23 protein-coding genes, 1 tRNA gene and 1 other RNA gene are annotated in these 22,428 nt (G+C 36.0%); all 25 read left to right on the top strand.

Annotation, left to right across the window (positions count from 1 at the left end):
- Positions 1-8: 8 nt before the first annotated feature.
- The 25 genes from deoC (at position 9) to C8C76_RS03120 (ending at position 22,404) form a co-directional block, all read left to right on the top strand.
- Positions 9-692 carry a deoxyribose-phosphate aldolase gene (deoC, locus tag C8C76_RS03240; protein ID WP_108138601.1) on the top strand — a complete coding sequence of 228 codons (684 nt, stop codon included), beginning with the start codon at positions 9-11 and terminating at the stop codon, positions 690-692.
- Between the two features lie 16 nt (positions 693-708).
- Complete coding sequence (gene recO, locus C8C76_RS03235; protein WP_108138599.1) at positions 709-1,476, top strand: DNA repair protein RecO; 768 nt, start codon at positions 709-711, stop codon at positions 1,474-1,476.
- An 80-nt stretch (positions 1,477-1,556) separates the two neighbouring features.
- Positions 1,557-2,405: a glycine--tRNA ligase subunit alpha gene (locus C8C76_RS03230; protein WP_108138598.1), complete on the top strand. Its 849-nt coding sequence runs from the start codon at positions 1,557-1,559 to the stop codon at positions 2,403-2,405.
- Between the two features lie 5 nt (positions 2,406-2,410).
- Positions 2,411-4,474, top strand: coding sequence for a glycine--tRNA ligase subunit beta (glyS, locus tag C8C76_RS03225; protein ID WP_108138746.1), 2,064 nt, complete (start codon positions 2,411-2,413; stop codon positions 4,472-4,474).
- A gap of 22 nt (positions 4,475-4,496) precedes the next feature.
- Positions 4,497-5,303: a pyruvate, water dikinase regulatory protein gene (locus C8C76_RS03220; protein WP_108138596.1), complete on the top strand. Its 807-nt coding sequence runs from the start codon at positions 4,497-4,499 to the stop codon at positions 5,301-5,303.
- An 11-nt stretch (positions 5,304-5,314) separates the two neighbouring features.
- Positions 5,315-6,328: a deoxyguanosinetriphosphate triphosphohydrolase gene (locus C8C76_RS03215; protein ID WP_108138594.1), complete on the top strand. Its 1,014-nt coding sequence runs from the start codon at positions 5,315-5,317 to the stop codon at positions 6,326-6,328.
- 107 nt (positions 6,329-6,435) lie between these two features.
- Entirely contained in the window at positions 6,436-8,244 is a 1,809-nt protein-coding gene (gene dnaG / locus C8C76_RS03210) for a DNA primase (RefSeq protein ID WP_375135238.1), read from the top strand.
- A 16-nt stretch (positions 8,245-8,260) separates the two neighbouring features.
- A complete protein-coding gene (rpoD, locus tag C8C76_RS03205; RefSeq protein WP_166637136.1) occupies positions 8,261-9,337 on the top strand; it encodes an RNA polymerase sigma factor RpoD in 1,077 nt (358 codons plus the stop codon).
- 152 nt (positions 9,338-9,489) lie between these two features.
- Positions 9,490-9,566 (top strand) — tRNA-Ile (locus C8C76_RS03200).
- 102 nt (positions 9,567-9,668) lie between these two features.
- Positions 9,669-10,784, top strand: coding sequence for a Nif3-like dinuclear metal center hexameric protein (locus tag C8C76_RS03195; RefSeq protein ID WP_108138589.1), 1,116 nt, complete (start codon positions 9,669-9,671; stop codon positions 10,782-10,784).
- A gap of 83 nt (positions 10,785-10,867) precedes the next feature.
- Positions 10,868-11,231: RNase P RNA component class A (gene rnpB / locus C8C76_RS03190), an RNA gene on the top strand.
- Positions 11,232-11,282: 51 nt separating this feature from the next.
- On the top strand, positions 11,283-11,492 hold the full coding sequence (locus tag C8C76_RS03185) for a hypothetical protein (RefSeq protein WP_108138740.1): 210 nt from the start codon (positions 11,283-11,285) through the stop codon (positions 11,490-11,492).
- Entirely contained in the window at positions 11,485-11,694 is a 210-nt protein-coding gene (locus C8C76_RS03180; RefSeq protein WP_108138587.1) for a hypothetical protein, read from the top strand. The genes C8C76_RS03185 and C8C76_RS03180 overlap by 8 nt, the downstream gene beginning before the upstream one ends.
- A 191-nt stretch (positions 11,695-11,885) precedes the next feature.
- Positions 11,886-12,236, top strand: a complete 351-nt coding sequence (locus tag C8C76_RS03175; protein WP_108138585.1) for a helix-turn-helix domain-containing protein — start codon at positions 11,886-11,888, stop codon at positions 12,234-12,236.
- A gap of 63 nt (positions 12,237-12,299) precedes the next feature.
- Positions 12,300-13,064: a YebC/PmpR family DNA-binding transcriptional regulator gene (locus C8C76_RS03170; RefSeq protein WP_108138583.1), complete on the top strand. Its 765-nt coding sequence runs from the start codon at positions 12,300-12,302 to the stop codon at positions 13,062-13,064.
- A gap of 152 nt (positions 13,065-13,216) precedes the next feature.
- Positions 13,217-13,714 carry a crossover junction endodeoxyribonuclease RuvC gene (ruvC, locus tag C8C76_RS03165; RefSeq protein WP_108138581.1) on the top strand — a complete coding sequence of 166 codons (498 nt, stop codon included), beginning with the start codon at positions 13,217-13,219 and terminating at the stop codon, positions 13,712-13,714.
- Entirely contained in the window at positions 13,711-14,313 is a 603-nt protein-coding gene (gene ruvA / locus C8C76_RS03160) for a Holliday junction branch migration protein RuvA (RefSeq protein ID WP_108138579.1), read from the top strand. The genes ruvC and ruvA overlap by 4 nt, the downstream gene beginning before the upstream one ends.
- Before the next feature lie 2 nt (positions 14,314-14,315).
- Positions 14,316-15,362 carry a Holliday junction branch migration DNA helicase RuvB gene (gene ruvB, locus C8C76_RS03155; RefSeq protein WP_108138577.1) on the top strand — a complete coding sequence of 349 codons (1,047 nt, stop codon included), beginning with the start codon at positions 14,316-14,318 and terminating at the stop codon, positions 15,360-15,362.
- Between the two features lie 39 nt (positions 15,363-15,401).
- The gene (queA, locus tag C8C76_RS03150; protein WP_108138575.1) at positions 15,402-16,445 is read left to right on the top strand and encodes a tRNA preQ1(34) S-adenosylmethionine ribosyltransferase-isomerase QueA; all 1,044 of its coding nucleotides are present in this window, start codon (positions 15,402-15,404) and stop codon (positions 16,443-16,445) included.
- Between the two features lies 1 nt (position 16,446).
- Positions 16,447-17,559 (top strand): tRNA guanosine(34) transglycosylase Tgt, encoded by a 1,113-nt coding sequence (gene tgt / locus C8C76_RS03145; protein ID WP_108138573.1) that lies wholly within the window; start codon positions 16,447-16,449, stop codon positions 17,557-17,559.
- A 105-nt stretch (positions 17,560-17,664) separates the two neighbouring features.
- The gene (gene yajC, locus C8C76_RS03140) at positions 17,665-17,976 is read left to right on the top strand and encodes a preprotein translocase subunit YajC (RefSeq protein ID WP_108138571.1); all 312 of its coding nucleotides are present in this window, start codon (positions 17,665-17,667) and stop codon (positions 17,974-17,976) included.
- Positions 17,977-18,006: 30 nt separating this feature from the next.
- On the top strand, positions 18,007-18,552 hold the full coding sequence (lepB, locus tag C8C76_RS03135; RefSeq protein WP_108138569.1) for a signal peptidase I: 546 nt from the start codon (positions 18,007-18,009) through the stop codon (positions 18,550-18,552).
- A gap of 29 nt (positions 18,553-18,581) precedes the next feature.
- The gene (gene secD, locus C8C76_RS03130) at positions 18,582-19,790 is read left to right on the top strand and encodes a protein translocase subunit SecD (protein ID WP_108138567.1); all 1,209 of its coding nucleotides are present in this window, start codon (positions 18,582-18,584) and stop codon (positions 19,788-19,790) included.
- Between the two features lie 4 nt (positions 19,791-19,794).
- The gene (gene secF / locus C8C76_RS03125) at positions 19,795-20,655 is read left to right on the top strand and encodes a protein translocase subunit SecF (RefSeq protein ID WP_108138565.1); all 861 of its coding nucleotides are present in this window, start codon (positions 19,795-19,797) and stop codon (positions 20,653-20,655) included.
- A gap of 84 nt (positions 20,656-20,739) precedes the next feature.
- Positions 20,740-22,404 (top strand): ABC1 kinase family protein, encoded by a 1,665-nt coding sequence (locus C8C76_RS03120; RefSeq protein ID WP_108138563.1) that lies wholly within the window; start codon positions 20,740-20,742, stop codon positions 22,402-22,404.
- The last annotated feature ends 24 nt before the right edge of the window (positions 22,405-22,428 follow it).

Here is a 22,428-nt window from a genome sequence, read left to right as displayed (position 1 = left end):
TTTTAAAAATGGCGATCAAACCTCGTGATATGGCTAAAATGATTGACCATACAAATTTGAATCCAACAGCAACTGTGGATGATATCAAAAAATTATGTGAGGAAGCAAAAGAGCACGAATTTGCATCAGTGTGTGTAAATCCTATATATGTTCCTTTGGCTGCAAAGTTACTTGAAGAAAGCTCAGTCAAAGTCTGTACAGTAGTCGGCTTTCCTTTGGGTGCAAACACTACAGAAGTTAAATCATATGAAACCAGAAATGCAATCAAAAACGGAGCTCAGGAAATCGATATGGTAATGAATATTGGAGCTTTTAAATCTGGTGCTTATGAGATATTTAAGGCTGATATTAAGGCGGTTGTAGATGCTACTAAAAAAGCAGGTGTGAGTTCGGATATCATTGTAAAAGTTATTCTGGAGACTTGTTTTCTGGATGAAGAAGAAATTGTTAAGGCCTGTGAAATTGCAAAAGAAGCAGGGGCTGACTTTGTCAAAACTTCAACTGGCTTTGGTGATTATGGAGCTCGAGTTGAAGATGTTAGTATTATGCGGAAAACAGTTGGTAGGGATGTTGGTGTTAAAGCCTCTGGTGGTATCAAAAACTTTGAGCAGGCTTTAGAAATGCTTGATGCAGGGGCCAATAGAATTGGTGCAAGCTCTGGGGTAACAATTGTAACAGATGATGAAGAATAAGCGGGAGTTGAATTAATTGGCAACTTTTGAGACAGAAGCAGTAGTCTTAAAACAATTTGATTTAGGTGAGTCAGATCGTCTGATTACCTTATACACTAGAGAAAGAGGTAAATTAAAGGCAGTTGCTAGAGGAGCCCGGAAGGGGAAAAAATCTCGTTCCGGACTTGTTTTACCCTTTAGCTATCATAATTTTACTTTATATCAGGGAAAATCACTGGCTAAAATAAATCATATCGAGTCGATAGCAATGAACTCTAAGTTGCGCGAAGACCTGGATTATATGGCTTATGCCAGTGTTGTTTCTGAATATGTAGAGCGGGCCGGCCTGGAAGATGAAGCTGATCAGGCTCTTTTTTCTCTTTTAGCCCTTATTTTAGAAAAGATGGCTCAGGCTCAAAAGTCAGAGCTTTTATTTTATCTGACTGTTTTTAAGGCTAAATTACTGCTTTTGCTGGGGGTTAAACCTGAAATTGAGAATTGTACTATCTGTGGAGAAAAAGTTGATCTCAAAAGTTCAACCCCACTCAGTGTTGAAGAGGGGGGCTCAATCTGTAAAAATTGTTTTAATAAAAAAGATTTTAAGTATACCCTTTTTAGCTTAAATGAAATGAGAGCTCTCTATAAAATAACTTTTGCTGAATTTTCTCAGCTTAAGTCTGCCCAATTTTCCGAAGAAATTATAGAAAAGCTCAATCAGCTGACAGAAAAATTTTTAGTCTATCATCTGGACTTAAGTCCTAAATCATTATCATTTCTGTATACAATCAGGAAAATGAATAGTTAATTCAATTTGAGCCTTGTCCTAAAGGATAAGGTTTTATTTTAGTGAAAATTATTAAAATGAGTACGAGAGGAAGTGTATTTATGAATTTCCAGGAAATTATTTTTTCGTTGGATAGATTTTGGAGTGACCAGGGATGTGTAATTGAACAACCATATGATATTGAGGTGGGGGCGGGAACAATGAGTCCTTCTACTTTTTTGCGCTCACTGGGAGGAGAAGCCTGGGATACTGCCTATGTTCAGCCCTGCCGCCGTCCTACAGATGGCCGTTATGGGGATAATCCATATCGTCTGCAGAGGTATTTTCAGTATCAGGTAATAATGAAACCTTCACCTGATGATATTCAGGAAATCTATTTAGATAGTCTGCGGGCACTGGGGATTGAACCTGAAAAACATGATATCCGTTTTGTAGAAGATAACTGGGAATCTCCAACTTTAGGCGCCTGGGGTCTGGGCTGGGAAGTCTGGCTTGATGGTATGGAAATAACTCAGTTTACTTATTTTCAGCAGGTAGGGGGATTTAAAGCTGACCCGGTGACTGTGGAAATTACTTATGGTTTAGAAAGAATAGCTATGTACTTACAGGAAGTTGAAAGTGTGTATGATTTGACCTGGGTTGAAGGAGTAAAATATCATGATATCTATCATCAAAATGAGGTAGAACAGTCTAAATATAATTTTGAGGTTGCAGATATTGATAATTTATTTGAACTTTTTGATATTTATGAAGCAGAAGCTGAGAATTCACTGGCAGCAGAGCTACCTTTAGCTGCTTATGATTATACTTTGAAATGTTCACATGCTTTTAATCTTTTAGATGCCAGAGGAGCAATCAGTGTAACTGAGAGAACTAGATTTATCAAGCGAGTTAGAAAACTGGCTCATGACTGTGCAGCCAGCTATTTAAACTCAGGAGAGCAGGAGTGATAATGATGGCAAAAAATTTAATTTTTGAAATAGGAACTGAAGAAATGCCGGCTGCTTCTATGCAGAGATTTAGAGAGGATTATTTAAAAACAGCAGCCGAAATTTTTGACAATAATAATCTGGAATATAACAAAATGGAAGTTTATTCTACTCCCAGAAGACTTGTGCTTGCAGTTGAGCAGCTGGCAGAAAAACAGGAAGATCAGCGGGAGATAGTTCGGGGTCCTGCAGTAAATATTGCCTTTGATGATAATGGTGAGCCTACTAAAGCTGGAGAAGGATTTGCTCGCGGACAGGGAGTTGCTGTAGATCAGTTGGTTAAAAAAGATGGCTATCTCTATGCTGAGAAAGTAGAAAAAGGAGAAGAAACAGCAGAAATTCTAACTGCTATCTTAAAGAAGATTGTTGATCAGGTTCCTCTGCCTAAAGCAATGCGCTGGGGCAGTGTTCAGATGGAATTTATCCGTCCTATCAAATGGCTTTTAGTCTTATTTGGTGAACAAAAACTTGATCTGGAAATTGCAGGTGTTAAAAGCTCCAATTATAGTATTGGGCACCGCTTTTTAAGTGAAGGTAAGGTAGAAGTTAATGCTGCTGAAGATTATTTTTCTGCCCTAAAATCTGCAGCTATTATTGTAAAGCAGGATAAAAGAGAAGAAATAATCAAAGAACAGATTTCAGATCTTAATTTATCTGCTGAGGCAGTGATTAAAGATTCTCTACTGGCTGAAGTAATTGATCTAATTGAATTTCCAACCGCTTTTAAAGGGACTTTTGCTGAAGAATATTTAGAACTGCCGGCTGAGGTTTTAATTACTGCTATGGAAAAACATCAGCGTTATTTTCCAGTAATGACAGAGGATAATAAACTGCAGGCAGAATTTATCGGAGTTCGAGATGGAGGTAATGAATATCTTGAAGAAGTAATTTCCGGAAATGAAATGGTCTTAAAAGGAAGACTCGATGATGCCCAATTTTTCTTTGCTGAAGACCAAAAATACGGATTTTTAAATAGAAGCGAAGATATTAAAAATATAGTTTTTCAAAAAGATATAGGCAGTGTTTATCAAAAAGTTGAAAAACTGCAGCAAATCACATCAAGACTGGCTGAACTATTAGATTATGATCAGTCTCAGCAAGAAATGGCGGTCAGAGCAGCTGAACTCTGCAAAAACGATCTGGCAACAGAGATGGTAAATGAATTTGCCAATCTTCAGGGATTAATGGGTAAAGAATATGCCCTTTTAGAAGGGGAAGAAAAAGAAACAGCAGAGGCTATTTTTGAACACTATTTACCCCGTTTTGCTGGTGATAAACTGCCAGAGACTAAGAGTGGTACTGTGCTTGCTGTGGCTGAAAAGTTATTTAATTTAAGCAGTCATTTTCTTCTGGGTAATATTCCCAGTGGTTCTCAGGATCCATTTGCTTTAAGAAGACAGGCTACAGGGCTTTTACGAATTGTTTTAGCAAATAAGCTGGCAGTTGACATCGAAGAAATTATTGAATTTTCAATGGAATTTGTTGCTATAAAGCCTGAGAATATTGAAGCTGCAGCTGCTGAGTTAAAAGAATTTATTAAACAGAGACTGGAAAATATGCTAGCAGAAGAAGAGGTCAGATATGATATTATTAATGCAGTAATTAAGATTAATGATCAAAATCTACTTGACCTTTATCAGCGGGCACATAAATTAATGGAATTTAGATCAGAGAATCCGGAATTATTTGTTGATTTAATTCGCGGTCTGGTTCGGGCTAAAAATATCAGTGAAAAAGCTGAAAATAAATTGGAGATAGATGCAGGATTATTAGTTGAAGATGAAGAAAAGGAACTATATAAAGCATTTAATCAGCGGCAAACAGAAATCAATAAGTTTTTTGCTTCTGGTGACTATCAAAAAGGTTTTTATTTGCTGGTTGAATTGAAAGAATATATTGATGCCTTCCTGGATAATGTAATGGTTATGGTTGATGACAGTGAACTTAAAAATAATCGACTGGCTTTATTAGCTCAAATTGCTGTCTTAATGTCAGAGGTAATGGATATTGAAGAAATAGCTCTAGACTAATAATTAAACCGGGGTGAAAATTATGAGTGAAACTAAGTTAATTGCATATGCAGTGTCAGATTCAACCGGTAAAACAGCTAAACACCTGATGGAATCAGCCATCGGACAATTTCCGGACTCTGAGGTACAAATAAAATCTTTTTCTTTTGTCCGTTCACTGGAGCGAATTGATGAGATTATTGAAAAGGCAAAAGCTGATAACGCAATAATTGCCTACACTTTTGTCAAAACTGAGATGAGAGAACATTTAAATGAACTTGCTGAAAAGAATAATTTAGACTATATTGATATGATGGACCAGCCTTTAAATATGGTAGAAAAGAGACTGGAAGTGGAGGCAAAAGAAGAATTTGCTCTCAAATATAAATTGGACGAAGAATACTTCAAAAGAATTGAAGCAATGGAGTTTACCCTTAGATTTGATGATTTAAATGAGTCAAAGGGGATTGCAGAAGCTGATATTGTTCTGGTTGGAGTATCCAGAACTTCAAAAACTCCTCTTTCTGTTCATCTCTCGTATCTGGGCTATAAAACTGCCAATGTACCGCTGGTTCCGGAAGTAGATGTTCATCCTTCAGTCCTGGAAAATAAAGATAATAAGGTTGTTGGGCTGACCATTGATCCTGAATTATTAAATGATATTCGGATTGAAAGATTAAAGAAAATGGGCCTAGGTGATGATGCAACCTATGCAGCTAAAGAAAGAATTAATCAGGAATTTGAATATTCTGATTCTATAATGGAAGAAATAGGCTGTCCGATAATTGATGTTACAGATAAAACTATCGAAGAAACTGCTGTAGAGGTGCTTTCTTATTTTAATGAATAGGAGCTGATATTATGTTTTCCAGAGTTGAACAGCTGGCATGGGAAAAAGAGAAACTTTCTGATTTTGCCTGTTTGAGTGCAGAAAGCAGGGGGCGGAAAAAAGCGGAAGCTGACTGTGATATTCGCACAATTTTTCAGCATGACAGAGACAGAATTATTCACTCGAAGGCTTTTAGACGGCTCAAACATAAAACTCAGGTTTTTATTGCCCCTGAGGGTGATCATTACCGCACTCGCCTGACTCACACTCTGGAAGTTTCGCAGATTGCTCGGACAATAGCCAGAGCACTTAAATTAAATGAAGATTTAGTAGAAGCTATTGCCCTGGGACATGACCTGGGGCATACTCCTTTTGGGCATGCTGGTGAGGCTGCTCTAACTGAGATTACTGGAGAGGAATTTAAACATAATCTGCAGAGTCTAAGGGTTGTTGATCTGATAGAAAAAAGGAGCAGCGGCAGCAGGGGTCTAAACTTAAGTATTGAGGTTAGAGATGGAATAGTTAATCATACAGGTGATACTAAACCTCTAACTTTAGAAGGACAGATTGTGAGAGTTGCTGACCGGGTAGCATATATTAACCATGATATTGATGATGCTTTAAGAGCGGGAATTATAGATGCTTCAGACCTGCCTCAGGACGCAATTTCTATCCTGGGCAGCACACATTCTGAAAGAATAGATGTGATGGTCAGAGATTTGATTAATTCCAGCTGGCAGCAGGCAGAAATAAAACGATCGGCTGAGATTAAAACTGCAACGGAAAAATTGAGAAGCTTTCTTTTTCAGAATGTTTATATTGGCTCTGAAGGTAAAAGTGAGGAAGGTAAGGCAAAAAGACTTTTAAAATTACTTTATGATTTTTTTATGGAGCATCTTGATTATATTCCTGATGAATATTTAGAGTTTGAAAAAAATCACAAACAGGCTGTAATTGATTATATCGCCGGGATGACTGATCGATATGCAATTAATCTTGGGCAAAAATATTTTATTCCAACACCATGGTTCGACAAAAATCGCTAATATTTGAGCTGATAATTCAAATAAATGCAGGATTAATAATCTTTTTGGAGAAATATAATTACAACGGTTAAATACTTTTCTAATTTGAAATAAAAATTAAGGTCAGGGTGGATAAATTGGCCAGATATTCTGATGAATTTATTAATGAACTAAAAGAAAATGTTGACTTAGTGGATTTAGTTTCTGATTATCTTGAATTAAAAAAATCAGGCAATAGATATAAGGGCTTATGTCCTTTTCACAGTGAAAAAACTCCGTCATTTTTTGTTAATCCTGATAATAATTTTTATCACTGCTTTGGCTGTGGAGCCGGTGGGGATTCAATAAATTTTGTGATGGAAATTGAAAATCTAACATTTGTTGAATCGGTTAAGATGCTTGCTGAAAGAAGTGGGATGGAACTCCCAGATCTCAGTAATGAGCAGAGACAGCTCTATCAGGAACGGGAACAGCTATTTTCTTTAAATAAGCTAGCAGCGCGCTTTTATAACTATCTTTTAACTGAAACTGAGATTGGAAAAGATGCCCTTAATTATTTAACAGATCGGGGTTTTAAAGAGCCAGAAATTGAAGAATTTAAACTCGGCTATGCTGCAGATGAATGGCAGCTTTTATTGAATTTTTTGCAGAAAAAAGGTTTCAGTATTGATCTGATAAAAAAAGCCGGTTTAATTAGTGAAGGAAAAAATAATTCTCACTATGATAAATTCAGAAACAGAGTTATGTTTCCAATCTTTAATAATCGCGGTGAAGTAATAGCTTTTGGGGGTAGAATTTTAGAAACTGAAACTAATTATGGCCCTAAATATCTAAATTCACCTGAAACGCCTATTTTTAGTAAGAAGAAAAATTTGTACGGACTGCATCTTGCTAAAGATTCGATTCGAGAGAAAAACAGCTGTATTATAATGGAAGGTTATACAGATGTAATTCAGGCCCATAAAAAAGGCTTTAAAAACTCGATTGCTTCTTTAGGTACTGCTTTTACTGAAGAACAGGCAAAATTGATCCACAGGTATGCTGAAAATGCCTATATTGCTTATGATGCAGATACAGCTGGAAATAAAGCGACCCTGAGAGGTCTTGACATACTCAGCAGTACTGGTATAAATGTTAAAGTAATTCAATTGGATGAAGGCAGTGATCCGGATCAACTCTTAAAAAATGAGGGTGAAGAGGTTTTTGATAAATTTATTTCTGAGGCTGTAAACTTAATAGATTTTAAAATTAATATGATTATTAAAAATAAAAATCTTGAAGATCCTGGAATCCGGAAAAAGATTTTGAGATCAATTGTAGAACTTTTAAGCGGGGTCAGTGACAATCTGGAAAGAGAAATATATATTGAGCGAGCTGCAGCTAAAACAGATTTTAAAGCTGAAGTTCTGGCCCGAGAAGTGGAAAAAGAATTTAAGAAAAATAAAAGCAGGAATTATCAAAGAAATAGAGAAAAACAAAATAAGCAAGCAGAAAAAGAATTTGACTTATACTCGCAATTATCATATTATCAAAAAGTTGAGGAAGAAATTCTGGCACATTTTATCAGTAATCCTGGTTTGAGAGAAGAAATTGCTGCCAGACTTTCTAAAGATGATTTTAATGGACGAACTGCTCAGCTGGCTGAATATTTATTTAAGGGTAGTGTGATCAGCAACTCAGTTAAAATTGATAAAATCAAAAATGACCTGGGAGACAAGCTGGTATCGTACTGGTCAGAAATTTTAGTTAAACAGGATAACTCTTTAACAAGGGAGCATATTTTAGAACTGGCTGACTATTTAAGTTCAAAAAGAATTGCCGGAAATAAAAAGAAGTTGTGCAGTTTACTCAGCAGAAAAGAATTAGGTTTAGATAAATTAAATCGAATTTTATTAACATTTTATAGTTTGAATTACAATTTTGAAAGGAGGGACTAAAGTGGCTGATAAAGATATGAGTCCTGCTAAAATAGATGAAGTTAAGGATCTTGTCAATCGTGGAAAAAAAGAAGGGGAACTAACTTATGAAGAAATTATGGATGCCCTGGAGGATATTGATTTAGATTCTGAAGATATAGAAAAAATCTATGATATATTTAGTGAAATGAATATAGAAATAGTTAATTCTAAATTAGAAGATGATGGGGACGAGGATGAAGACGATGAAAATAGTGGTCTTGATTTGAGTGTTCCTAAAGGTGTTGGCATAGATGACCCGGTTCGAATGTATTTAAAAGAGATTGGGAAAGTTGACCTTTTGACAGCAGATGAAGAGGTAGAACTTGCCAAAAGGATGGAACAGGGTGATGAATGGGCCAAACAGCAGCTGGTTGAAGCTAATCTGAGGCTGGTGGTAAGTATTGCTAAAAAATATGTTGGTCGCGGAATGCTTTTTCTTGATTTAATTCAAGAAGGTAATATGGGACTAATGAAGGCAGTAGAAAAATTTGATTACACCAAGGGTTATAAGTTTAGTACTTATGCCACCTGGTGGATCAGACAGGCAATTACCCGTTCTATAGCTGACCAGGCAAGAACAATTAGAGTGCCTGTGCATATGGTTGAAACCATTAATAAGCTGATTCGGGTATCAAGACAGCTTCTGCAGGAAAAGGGTAGAGAACCAAAGGCAGAGGAAATTGGTGAAGAAATGGATATTTCAGCTGAAAAGGTAAGAGAGATCATGAAAATTGCTCAGGAACCTGTTTCGCTTGAAACACCTATTGGAGAGGAAGAAGACAGTCACCTTGGTGATTTTATAGAAGATGAAGATTCTCCTGCTCCTGCTTCAGCAGCATCATATATACTGCTTAAAGAACAGTTAGATGGGGTTTTAGATACCCTTACTGATAGAGAAAAGCGGGTTCTGGAGCTCAGATTCGGAATTGAAGATGGTAGGCCCAGAACTTTAGAAGAAGTAGGCAAGGAGTTTGGAGTTACCAGAGAAAGAATCCGACAGATTGAGGCAAAAGCATTACGCAAATTAAGACATCCAAGCCGCAGTAAAAAACTGAAGGATTATCTGGAATAGAGAGTATAAATGGATAACTGGAAGTATTTATGAGATATTACAATATTATCATATATATTTCTGCAAAAAAATCTAAAATAACTCTTGACCTGGGCTGATTTCTATCATATAATTATTCTTGTCGTCACAAATAATAGATTTGTTTTATTAGCGGGCCCATAGCTCAGCTGGTCAGAGCAACCGGCTCATAACCGGTTGGTCCCAGGTTCGAATCCTGGTGGGCCCACCAAGAATATTCAAACCCTGTTCTTTACTTAAAGAGCGGGGTTTTTTGTTTTATAAAAATCAAATAATATTATTTTAAAGTACTTTTAATTAGAGGAGGTCAATTATGGCAAAGGTAGCAGAAGTGGTTCAGTTAATGGGAGAACTTGCTCCAGCTAGACTGGCAGAAGACTGGGATAATGTAGGTCTGCAGGTTGGTGATCTAAGTCAGGAAGTAGAAAATGTACTGCTGGCACTTGACTTTAATCAGCAAGTTTTAGCTGAGGCTGTTGAAAAAGACTGTCAGCTGATCATTACTCACCATCCTTTTATTTTTAATGGGATCAAGTCAGTGGATGCTCAGAATGAAAGTGGTAAGTTGATTTATAAACTGATTAAAAATAATATCTCGTTATTTTCAGCTCATACCAATCTGGATATTGCTGATGATGGTTTAAATGATTATCTGATTGAAAAACTGGATGTAGAAAATATATCTATTTTAAAAACAACAGACAGTCAAAATTATCATAAGCTGGTTACTTTTATTCCTGAAGATGGTTTTGAGGAGGTGCGGGATGCTCTTTATGCTAAAGGAGCTGGTGAGTATAAAAATTACAGTCACAGCGGCTTTTATCAGTCGGGGAATGGCACTTTTAAACCATTAGAAAATTCTGATCCCTATCTCGGGCGAAAGAACAGTTTTAATCAGGTAAAAGAATACAGATTTGAAACTATAGTAGCTCCAGAAAACTTAGATAAAGTAATTAATGCTCTGCTCAAAGTGCACCCTTACGAAGAACCAGCCTGGGATCTCTATCAGCTGGAAAACTTAAAAAATAAGCAGGGAATTGGAAGAATAGCTGATCTAAAAGAAGAAACTGAACTTGAGACTTTAATTGCTAAAGCTAAAGAAATTTATCAATTAGAACAGCTTAAAGTTGTGAAGTCAAAAAATAAGATTAAAAGGGTTGCTCTCTGCAGTGGCAGTGGAGCTGATTTTATAAAAGATGCTTACTATCAGGGTGCAGATCTATATTTAACCGGAGATGTTAAGTTTCATGAAGCCCAGACAGCAGAAGAGCTGGGACTTGCTCTGATTGATTTTGGTCACTACGGCAGCGAAAAATTTGTCAGAGAGTTGTTATTTGAAAAATTAAAGACTGCGGCTTCAACAAAGTTAATAAAGGATCTTAATTTTGTTAAATCAGAAGTTAATACTGATCCCTGGAATTATCAGTAATCACTATTACTGCAGTCTTTTTAACTTGAGTGAATCGCTTGACATATTATATAACTGGTGGTATACTTTATATGGTAAAAAAATAAGTTAACCAGATGATCGCATCTTTTTAAGATGAGGAAAGTCCGAGCTCCACAGGATAGGATGCCGGGTAACACCCGGTGGAGGTAACTCCCAGGCTAGTGCCACAGAAATATACCGCTTTTAATGAAAGGGTTTTCTTTGAAAACTCTTCTGAAAGAGTAAGGGTGAAAAGGTAAGGTAAGAGCTTACCGGGTTTCAGGTAACTGGAATGCCAGGTAAACCCCATCCGGAGTAAGTCCAAATAGGGAGAATATAAAAGTGATCCGCTTTTCTCCGGGTAAGGACGCTTGAGGGTTCAGGCAACTGTTCCCCTAGATAGATGATCATCTGATACAGAACTCGGCTTACAGGTTAGCTTATTTTTTTGTCTACTATATTTTTAATTTTTATAAAAATCAAAAAAGGGGTGTTTGGATGGAGAAAGCAGTAATCGATGTAATAGATTTTATTGATGCGGCAGTAAACAAAACAGAACAATTTAATGATTATTCTCCTGAAATGAGTAATAAAGTGCTGGATAATCGAATTATGACACTCGAAGGTTACATAAGATATATTGAACGGGAAACGATGCCCAGGCTGGAAAGTCTGGTAGAAAAGCTTGAGGAGGTTAATAATGGTTGATCAGATATATTATAAAATACAGTACCCTCTCAAAAAAGCTATAGATTTAATGAAGGATTTAGACAGCCATGATTTAGATGCACTTGGTGAGGGTTTAAGTGATTATGATCGAGAAAAAATTGCTGATTTTATTGAGACCTGGAATAATGGCGGTAAAGAGAAACTAACAGCATTAATCAGTGATTTAAGAGCACATCAATAAGTATTATTTTTAAACCATAGCTTAAAGGCTGTGGTTTTATTATTTAATAGACTATAACTATTAGTAAAAAAGTATTTAAACAGATAAAATACCCAAATACTTTAATAATACCTATATACTTTATAATAATACTTATAATCTCTTCAAATTATTGGCTCTTCACCCTAAGATATATATTAGAGGTGAGCCGAATGCAAAAAGAACTTATTGGTAAAAAAATTAAAGAATATCGCAAAACAAATAACCTAACCCAGGAAGGTTTGGGCGAGAAAGCCGGCCTGCATTATACATATATTGGACAGGTTGAACGCGGAGAGAAAGAACCATCATTAAAATCACTGATAAATATTGCGGAAGCTCTTGGTGTAGGTGTAGATAAATTATTGATAAATTATGATTTGAGTTCGGAAGCCAGTATTAAAATTTCTAACATAACTGATTTGCTTTTAAATAGAGATGAGAAAGAATTAGAAATGATATATATCCTGCTCAAAGATTTGACAAATATTTTAGAGGAACATGATATTGAAAAACAGCCGTAATTATGGTACAATAAACTGCAAACTGATTAAAGAAGTGTAATTTGATTTAAGGAGGGTTATTATATGGCCGGACATTCCAAGTGGGCTAATATAAAGCATAAAAAGCAAAAAGAAGATAAGAGAAGAGGTAAATTATTTTCAAAGTTAAGTCGTAAAATAGCTGTAGCTGCCAGAGAGGGTGGTGGAGATCCTGAGATGAATGCAGATCTCAGAATGGCTATTCAGAAGGCTAAAGATAATAATATGCCTAATGATAATATTGAGAGAGCAATTAAGCGTGGTACAGGAAATTTAGAGGGAATGACTTACGAGTCATTTGTGTATGAAGGATATGGGCCTGGTGGAGTTGCTTTATATCTTGATATTATGACTGACAACAGAAATAGAACCGCATCAGAAGTTCGCCACATTTTAGATAAAAATGGGGGTAATCTTGGTTCTAATGGCTGTGTTGCCTGGATGTTTCAGCGTAAAGGGGAACTGGTAATTGATCTCAATGAATTTGAAGTTGGAGAAGAAGATCTTTTATTAGAGGCTTTAGAAGCAGGAGCAGAAGATTTAGATTATGGTGAGGGAGAAGCAGTGATTTATACTGATCCATCTAATTATGAATCTGCCAGAGAGGCTTTAGAAGAGGCTGGTTATGAATTTGAATCTGCCGACCTTGCTATGATCCCTGATAATACGGTTACTCTTGATAAAAGTGATGCCAAGAAAATGATGAGATTAATGGATCAGCTTGAAGATCACGATGATATTCAGGATGTTTATTCAAATTTTGAGATTCCAGAAGAGGTTAGAGCTGAAATTGAAGCTGAGGAAGATTAATTAAATTTAATCTAATTTTAATTATTTTGTTATAAAATAGATGTAGATTTTAATAAGGGCACTGTGCAGCAGTGTCTTTATTTTTTTGTTTTAATATCTTTTCTGACTGTGATATAATAGACTCAAACATTAGTTTGAATGGGGTGTGGGATTTGCGAATTTTAGGTATTGACCCGGGTCTAGCTACTATTGGTTATGCCGTAGTAGATAAAGAAACAAATCATTTTGATGTTTTGGAATACGGAGTAATTAAAACATCAGCAGATAAAAAAGATACAAAAAGACTTGAAATTATTCATTATAATATTGAGGAACTGATAAAAGAATTTAAACCGGAGGAAATGGCCGTAGAAGAATTATTTTTTAATAAAAATGTAAAAACAGCTATTGCTGTTGGACAGGCGCGGGGGGTTATCCTGCTGGCCGGTTCACAGGCAGGCTTAAAAGTGGCTGAATATACTCCACTGCAGATTAAACAGGCTGTAGTGGGTTATGGTCGAGCAGATAAAAATCAGGTTCAGCAGATGGTTAAGTCTTTATTAAATCTGGCTGAGCTACCGCGGCCGGATGATGCGGCTGATGCTCTGGCAGTGTCTATCTGTCACGGTCATGTTTTTAGTGCTCATTCTGGATGGGAGGAAAGACTATGATTGGCTATTTAGAAGGTGAAGTAATTTATACTGAAGCTGGAAAGATTATTTTAGAAATTAATGGTGTGGGATATGAATTAGAACTTGCTGGTTTTAAAAAACAGCCTTCAGTTGGCGAAGAAATAGAAGTTTACACCTATACATATGTAAGAGAAGATGCTTTAAAATTGTTTGCTTTTCCGGAGAGGATGGGTAAAGATTTATTTGAAATTCTAATTACTGTTAATGGTATAGGTCCCAGTGCTGGTTTAAATATTATTAATACTATGCCTGCTTCCAGATTTATTTCTGCAATTATGCAGAAAAATGAAGAAGTATTAAAAGAAATTTCAGGAATAGGACCTAAGACTGCTCAGCGCCTAATTCTTGAACTTCAGGGTAAACTTGAAGATTTCGCCTATCTTCAAAATCTTAATGACAGGAAAGAAGAAGTAAATAATATTGATGAGGACAGACAGGATGTAGTTGATGCTTTAACAGCCCTGGGCTATAAAATATCGGAGATAAATAGAGCTTTAAGAGAAGTTGAATTTGAAGCTCAGCAAAATGTTTCAGAAAAAATAAGATTGGTTTTAAGTCATCTTGGTAAGGAGAGATAATAATGGAAAATGGAAGAAGGATTGTTTCTCCCAAAAAGAAAAAAAGTGATAATTCTCCAGCTGATAATCAGCCTGCTGCTTCAGCTGATAATTCAGTCGATAAAGGACTGCGTCCTCTTACTTTAAAAGAATATGTAGGGCAGAAGAAGTCAAAAGAAAAATTGAAGATATTTATTCAGGCTGCACGTGATCGAAAAGAAGCACTTGATCATGTGATGTTATATGGTCCCCCAGGGCTTGGGAAAACTACTCTGGCTAATATAATAGCAAATGAATTGAATGTAAATATTCATCAAACTTCAGGGCCGGCAATAGAAAGGCCGGGAGATCTGGCTTCGATTCTAACCAATCTGCAGCCGAGTGATGTCTTATTTATTGATGAGATTCACCGCTTAAATAAAATGGTAGAGGAAGTTTTATATCCAGCAATGGAAGATTACTGTCTGGATATAATTATTGGTAAAGGTCCAAGTGCTCGTTCTGTCAGGCTTGATCTGGCTCCTTTTACTCTGGTAGGTGCTACCACAAAAGCTGGACGCCTCAGTTCACCTTTAAGAGACAGATTTGGAGTAATTAATCGACTGGAATTTTATGACCAAAATGAGCTGCAGGAAATTGTGAGCAGATCAGCTGAAATTTTGGGTGTAGAAATTGTTGAGCATGGAGCTCTGGAGATAGCACGCCGTTCGCGCGGGACTCCTAGAATAGCTAATCGCCTCTTAAAAAGAGTAAGAGATTTTGCAGAAGTAAAAGCAGATGGTATAATAAACAGGGAAGTTGTGGATGATGCTTTAAAACTTCTGGAGATTGATGAGCTGGGACTGGACAGAATTGATCATAAATTGTTAAAGACAATTATGCTTAAATTCAGTGGTGGACCGGTGGGTCTAAATACTCTGGCGGCTGCAATCAGCGAAGAAACTGAGACAATTGAAGATGTTTATGAGCCTTATTTACTGCAGCTTGGATTTTTAGAGCGGACACCCCGCGGCAGAGTTGCAACCACAAAGGCCTATCAGCATCTAAATATTAAGCAGAAAAGTGATTAATTATTTGATCAAGTTAAATAATTTTGGAGGTTTTTTTTAATGAAAGTAGAAGAATTTGATTATCATCTTCCGGAAGAGTTGATAGCTCAAAAACCTCTTCCTGAGCGAGATGAATCTAGATTAATGGTTTTAAATCCCCAGCAGGATACTATTAAAGAAAATATCTTTAAAAATTTAAAAGAGTACCTGGAGCCCGGGGATATGATTATTATGAACAACAGCAGGGTTATACCCGCCAGGTTATATGGAGCAAAAATTCCAACAGGGACAGAGATTGAACTTTTATTATTAAATGAGCTGGCTGAAGGTCGCTGGGAAGTTCTGGTCCGCCCTGGAAGAAGAGCAAAAAAGGGTGTGAAAATCAATTTTGAAGATATTTTAGAAGCTGAAGTTGTTGAATACACTGACTTCGGCGGCAGAATAGTAGAATTCAGCTGGGATCAGCAGAATTATGATTTTGAAGAAATTTTAAATCAGCTTGGGGAAATGCCCCTGCCGCCATATATTAATGAGAAGCTGGATGATCCTGAAAGATACCAGACAGTATACAGTCAGAAGAAGGGCTCAGCAGCAGCTCCAACCGCCGGCCTGCACTTTACAGATCGCTTATTAACAGAGCTGCAGGAATATGGTGTTATACTGGACTATATTACCCTTCACGTTGGACTGGGAACATTTAGACCGGTAAAAAGTGAAGATATTGAAGATCATGAAATGCATGAAGAATATGCGGAAATTTCTGCAGAGACAGCAGCTAAAATAAAAGAGGTCAAAGCAAATGGCAATAAGGTTGTTGCAGTTGGAACAACAGTTACCAGAACTTTAGAATCTGCTGCTCAGGAAGGCGATTTAAGTGAATATAAGGGCTGGACAGATATTTTTATCTATCCCGGCTATGAATTTAAAGTAATTGACTCTTTAATTACAAATTTTCATCTCCCTAAATCTACTTTACTGATGCTTGTTTCTGCAATGGCCGGCAAAGAATTTATCTTAAAAGCCTATAGAAAAGCTGTGGAAGATGAATTTAGATTCTTTAGTCTGGGAGATGCAATGATGATTTTAAACAGGAAGGAAGATTAGTTTGTTTGATTTTAAATTATTTAAAGAGAACAAAAAATCACAGGCAAGACTGGGTGAGATAACTACTGACCATGGTAAAATTGAAACTCCTATTTTTATGCCTGTAGGAACTCAGGCAACCGTTAAAGCGATGTCATCCAGAGAATTAAAAGAGATTGGCTCTCAGATTATACTGGGAAATACCTATCATTTATATTTGAGACCGGGTGATGAGTTAATAGCTAAAGCTGGAGGACTGCATCAGTTTATGAACTGGGATCGCCCAATTTTAACTGATAGTGGTGGATTTCAGGTTTTTTCACTTGCTAATTTACGTGAGATAGAGGAAGAAGGAGTTTATTTTCAATCTCATCTGGATGGATCAAAACATTTTATTTCTCCAGAAAAATCGATGCAGATTCAGCAGAATCTAGGTTCTGATATTGTGATGGCTTTTGATGAGTGCCCACCATATCCTGCTGAAAGAAAATATGTAGAAAACTCTCTCAATCGAACTCTGCGCTGGGCTGAAAGATGTAAAGAAGAAATGAAAGGTGCAGAAGGACAGGCACTGTTTGGAATTATTCAGGGTGGGGTTTATCCTGAGTTAAGAAAACAGAGTGTTGAGGAAACAGTTAAATTTGATTTTCCTGGTTATTCTATCGGGGGCTTAAGTGTTGGTGAACCTAAAGAAGAGATGTATAAAATGCTTGACCACACTACTCCATTGATGCCCAAAGATAAACCACGTTACTTAATGGGCGTTGGAACACCTGAGGATTTGATTGAAGGGATTTATCATGGAATAGATATGTTTGACTGTGTGATGCCGACCAGAATTGCCCGTCATGGTCAGATTTTTACTCATCAGGGAAGAAAAACAATTAGAAATGCAACCTTTAAAGAAGATTTTTCTCCTCTTGATTCTGAATGCGACTGTCATGTCTGCCAGAATTACAGCCGCGGATATGTCAGACATCTGCTGAAGCGTAATGAAATATTAGGAGTCAGGTTAACAACCTACCATAATCTCTATTTTATGCTGAAGCTTTCAGAAGAAATTAGAAAAGCTATCAAAAATGATAACTTTATTAATTTCAGAGAGGAATTTTATAATAAATATGAATTAAAATAAAATATTTTAATTCTTTTTGAAATAATATTTCGCTTTTAGCAGGAATATTATAATTATTGTTGAAATAGTTATGAGAGAAAAAAATTAATTAGGAGAGGATAGTTAATGGAATATTTATATGCAATTTTACCATGGGTCTTAATTTTTGGTATTTTTTGGTTCTTTTTAATCAGACCTCAACAAAAACAGAAAAAAGAACATCAGAACATGCTGGATAATCTTAGTATTGGTGATAAGATAGTTACAATTGGCGGCATCAAAGGCAAAATCATCAAAATTAAAGACAGTAATGTTCGAGTAAGAGTTTCTTCAAATGTTGATATTGACTTTGTTAAAAATGCTGTTTCTCGAGTTGAAGAAAAGAGCAGCAGCAAAAATGATGAGGATACTGAAGAGACTAAAAAAGATAAGGAATAGTCGCTTTAGTAAAGAACTGGGGGAAATGATGTGAAAAACGCAGTTAAAGAGTTTTTGCAATCTTTAGTAATAGCAGGTATACTGGCTTTCTTTATAATTACATTTGTGGCCCAGTCATTTGTAGTAGATGGAAGGTCAATGGCTAATACTCTTCAGGATGGAGAAAGACTTTTTGTAAATAAATTTATTTACAGATTTAATTCACCTGAGAGGGGAGATATAGTTGTTTTTTCTCCCAAGGGAGCACCCGATCAAAAATATATAAAAAGAGTTGTCGGGGTACCTGGTGATACTGTATATATTAAAGATGGTGTTACTTATGTTAATGGGGAAGCACTTGAAGAAAATTATCTGCCAGAAAAAATGCTTGGAGATTTTGGTCCTTATGAGGTTCCAGAAGAAAGTGTTTTTGTTCTTGGGGATAATAGAAATCACAGTGCTGACAGCAGATTCGAAAGCATTGTAGGTTTTGTTGACTATGATGATATATCAGGCAGGGCTTTCTGGGTTTACTGGCCGCTGACTGAGATGAGGGTTATCGATCATCAGAATTATGATTTATCATTTGAAAATTAATTGCTTATTGTTAGGAGGACATTTATTTAATGAGGTATAAACAAAAAAGACGAATTAAATTAATTATTATTTTAGCTATAATGGCCTTTGCTGCATTTTTATATTTTCAGCACGGCATTAATTTAGGACTTGATCTACAGGGGGGAGCCCACATAGTTTTACAGGCTCAGCCTACAGAAGAAAGAGAAATAAATGACACTGTTATGACTGGAATTCAGAGTGTGATTGAAAGACGGGTTAACCAGCTTGGTTTAAGTGAACCTCTGATTCAGAGGCAGGGCAGTGATAGAATAATTGTTGAACTGCCGGCAGTTGACAGTCCAAATGAGGCCATAGAAACAATTGGCCGAACTGCAATGCTGACCTTTCAGAATTCAGCTGGTGAGGTTTTAATGACAGGTGAAGCTGTGCAGGATGCAAGAGCTGATCATGATCAGTATGGTAGACCCGTAATCGCTTTTACTCTAACCGATGAAGGCTCTGGTCAATTCGCTGATATAACACGCCAGTATATAGGGGAAAAAATAAGTATTAACCTTGATAATGAGCAGCTAACAAATCCAACTGTTCAGGCTGTAATCGAAGAAAGGGGACAGATTACAGGTTATGAAACAATTCAGGAAGCTGAAGAAGATGCTATTTTAATCAGAGAGGGTGCACTTCCAGTGCCGGTTGATGTTATTGAAACTAGAACTGTTGGACCTACTCTGGGAGAAATCTCTATTCAAAAAAGTATTAGGGCTGGTTTATTAGGTCTTTTATTAGTTGCTATTTATATGGTTTTTTATTACAGATTTCCTGGTGTTTTAGCTGCTGTTATACTTGCAATTTACGGCTTAATCCTGATGGGAACAATGGCAGGTCTGCAGGCAACTCTAACTTTACCTGGTATTGCTGGTTTAATCCTTTCTATTGGTATGGCTGTTGATGCAAATATTATTATTTTCGAGCGAATAAAAGATGAACTAAAGTCTGGTAAGACGCTTAGAGCAGCAATTGATGCAGGTTTTAAAAGAGCTTATACTACTATAGTTGATGCTAATGTGACAACTGTAATGACTGCTCTTATTCTGGCCTATTTTACCAGTGGTACAGTTAGAGGTTTTGCTGTGACACTTGGTATAGGTATTATTGTCAGTATGTTTACTGCTTTCTTTGTAACCAGAAATGTAATTGATATTTTTGCAGGCAGTAAATTATTACGTGAAAATAAATCTTTTGGGGTCAGAAAGGGGTAATAAAGTGGATATTTTAGGAAAACGAAAAATTTGGTATACAATTTCGCTTACTGTAATTGCAATTGGTTTATTGTTTTTGCTGATTAATGGATTAAATTTAGGTATCGACTTTAATGGTGGTACTTTAATGGAATTCAGTTTTGAAAATAGCGTTAGTTCAGAAGAAGTAAGAGGAGTTTTAGAGAGGGTTGAAATAGCTGAAGATAGTAAAATTCAGCAGTCTGAATCTGCTGGAGAACATGGAATTATTATCAGAGCTAAGACTTTAGAGTCGGAAGAGATTGTTACAATTGATAATGCAATCAGAGATGAATTTGAATCTGCTGAAATGCTGAGAACAGAGATGGTTGGTCCAACCATTGGTAGAGAATTAAGAATCAATGCTCTGCTGGCTATGATTGCAGCTTCTATTGCGATAGTTGCTTATATTAGTTTCCGCTTTGAGTTCAGATTTGCAGCTGTTTCTATTATAACTCTGATGCATGATGTTTTAATAACAATTGGTATTTTTGCTATCCTGGGTCGAGAGGTCAACACGCCTTTTGTAGCTGCACTTTTAACTATTTTTGGTTATTCTATTAATGATACAATTGTAATCTTTGATAGAATTAGAGAGAATATGAAGTTATTACACAAAGTTCCCTTTATAGAACAGGCCAACTCAGCAGTTGTAGATACACTGCCCAGATCAATTAATACTTCAGTAACCACATTAATTGCTATTTTAGCTATCTATTTCTTTGGAGGAGCTTCAATTCAGACATTTATGCTGGCTCTCTTTATTGGAATGTTTGCTGGTACTTATTCCTCAATTTTTGTGGCCAGTCCGCTTTTAGTAACCTGGCAGGAAAGAATCAGTAAATAAAAATTAGAACTAGAAAAGTTTTTAGATCATAACCCCTCCTTTCTTACTGGAGGGGTTTCTATCTTTAAAAAAGGCTGTGATAAAATGGATATGAACTTACCCAAACACTACAGGCATTTTCAGCGTTACAGTGAAATTGCACAGATTCTTGTTAAAAACGGGCTTGGTTTTATTATTTCTCAGCTAGACTTAAATAAATATCTACCATTTAGAAAAAGAATCAGTACTACAGAAAGACCTACAGGAAAAATGCTGGCTGTTAAAATCAGAGAAGTTCTGCAGGAGTTAGGTCCTGCCTATATAAAATTAGGTCAGCTTTTGAGCACCAGAGCGGATATTTTTCCACCAGTTTTTATAGCAGAAATGAGAAAGCTTCAGGATAAAGTTCCACCTGAAGATTATGAGCTGATAGAAGATTTTTTAAAAAAAGAACTGGGAGATAAATTTGAAGAGGAAATAATAAAAATCGAAAAAGAAGCTGTTGGTGCCGCTTCAATTGCCCAAACCCATAAAATTGTTTTAAAAAATGAAAAAGAAGCAATTATGAAAGTTAAAAGGCCGGGAATTGACAGAAAAATTAGTGTGGATGTAGAAATAATGGAGAACCTTGCTCGCTTAGCTGAAGAGAGAGATTTATTTAATTCTGTTATCAGACCGGTAGAGATTATTCAGGAATTTAAACGCACAATAAAAGATGAACTTAATTTTAAAGGTGAAATGGCAAACATAATCCGTTTTCGCAGTGATTTTGCTGATGATCCATATATTACAGCCCCTGAAGTTTATTCTGAACTGTCAACAGTTAATCTTTTGATTATGGAAGAAATAAAGGGAGTTAAACTAAGGGAAGTAGACCAGAGTCACCCTCATAATAAATTCATTGCTGAACTTGGGGCAAAGGCTTTAATGAGGCAGGTATTAATTAATGGCTTTTTCCATGCTGATCCACATCCAGGAAATATATTTATAACTGGTGAAAAAACTATTGCTTATGTTGATTTTGGTATGGTCGGAAGAATTACTGAAGAAGATAGAGATCTAATGGCTCTGCTCTTTTATGCATTGATTAATAAAAAAATTAATGTTTTAATGGATGTAATTTTAATTTTGGGAAATAAACCTGATAATTTTAATCGCCGCAGATTTCAGCTTGATATGGAAAAAATTCTGGACAGATATTATGGCAGTGATTTATCAAATATTGAAACAAAATCTGTTTTTGAAGATCTGCAGTATTTTATCTACGAACATCAGATTAGAATGCCTCAGGATTTCTTCTTATTATTTAGAGCTATTGCAGTGAGTGAAGGAGTTGGTCAGGACCTTGATCCTGATTTTAATGTGGTAGAAGTTGGACGGGATTTTATTTCTGATATTTTAGATGACAGAATGCAGGTTAATAAAATTGCTGCAAGGCTTGGTTCGGAAATCTGGAAATTTGGCAGAAAAAAATATGAACTAAATAATCAACTTAAATCTTTTTTAGATAAATTAGTCAAAGATGATTTTACAATTAATTTTAGACATACAAACCTGGAAAATCTTATTTCCCGGCTTGATATCATTTCTAATCGACTTTCAATGAGTTTGATTATTGCTTCTTTAATTATTGGCTCAACCTTGCTTATTCAAACAAATATGGAACCTCGTATATTTAATATCCCACTGCTTGGTTTTATCGGTTATTCATTTGCTGGGATTTTGGGCTTGCTGCTTGTAATATCAATTTTTCGCTCAGGTAAATATTAAACTAACTTTAGAATATAATGGTGA

The sequence above is a fragment of the Halanaerobium saccharolyticum genome (assembly GCF_003053565.1).
Lineage (GTDB): Bacteria > Bacillota > Halanaerobiia > Halanaerobiales > Halanaerobiaceae > Halanaerobium > Halanaerobium saccharolyticum_B.
Note: the sequence above shows the minus strand (reverse complement) of the source record. Positions and strands in the feature narration are given on the sequence as shown.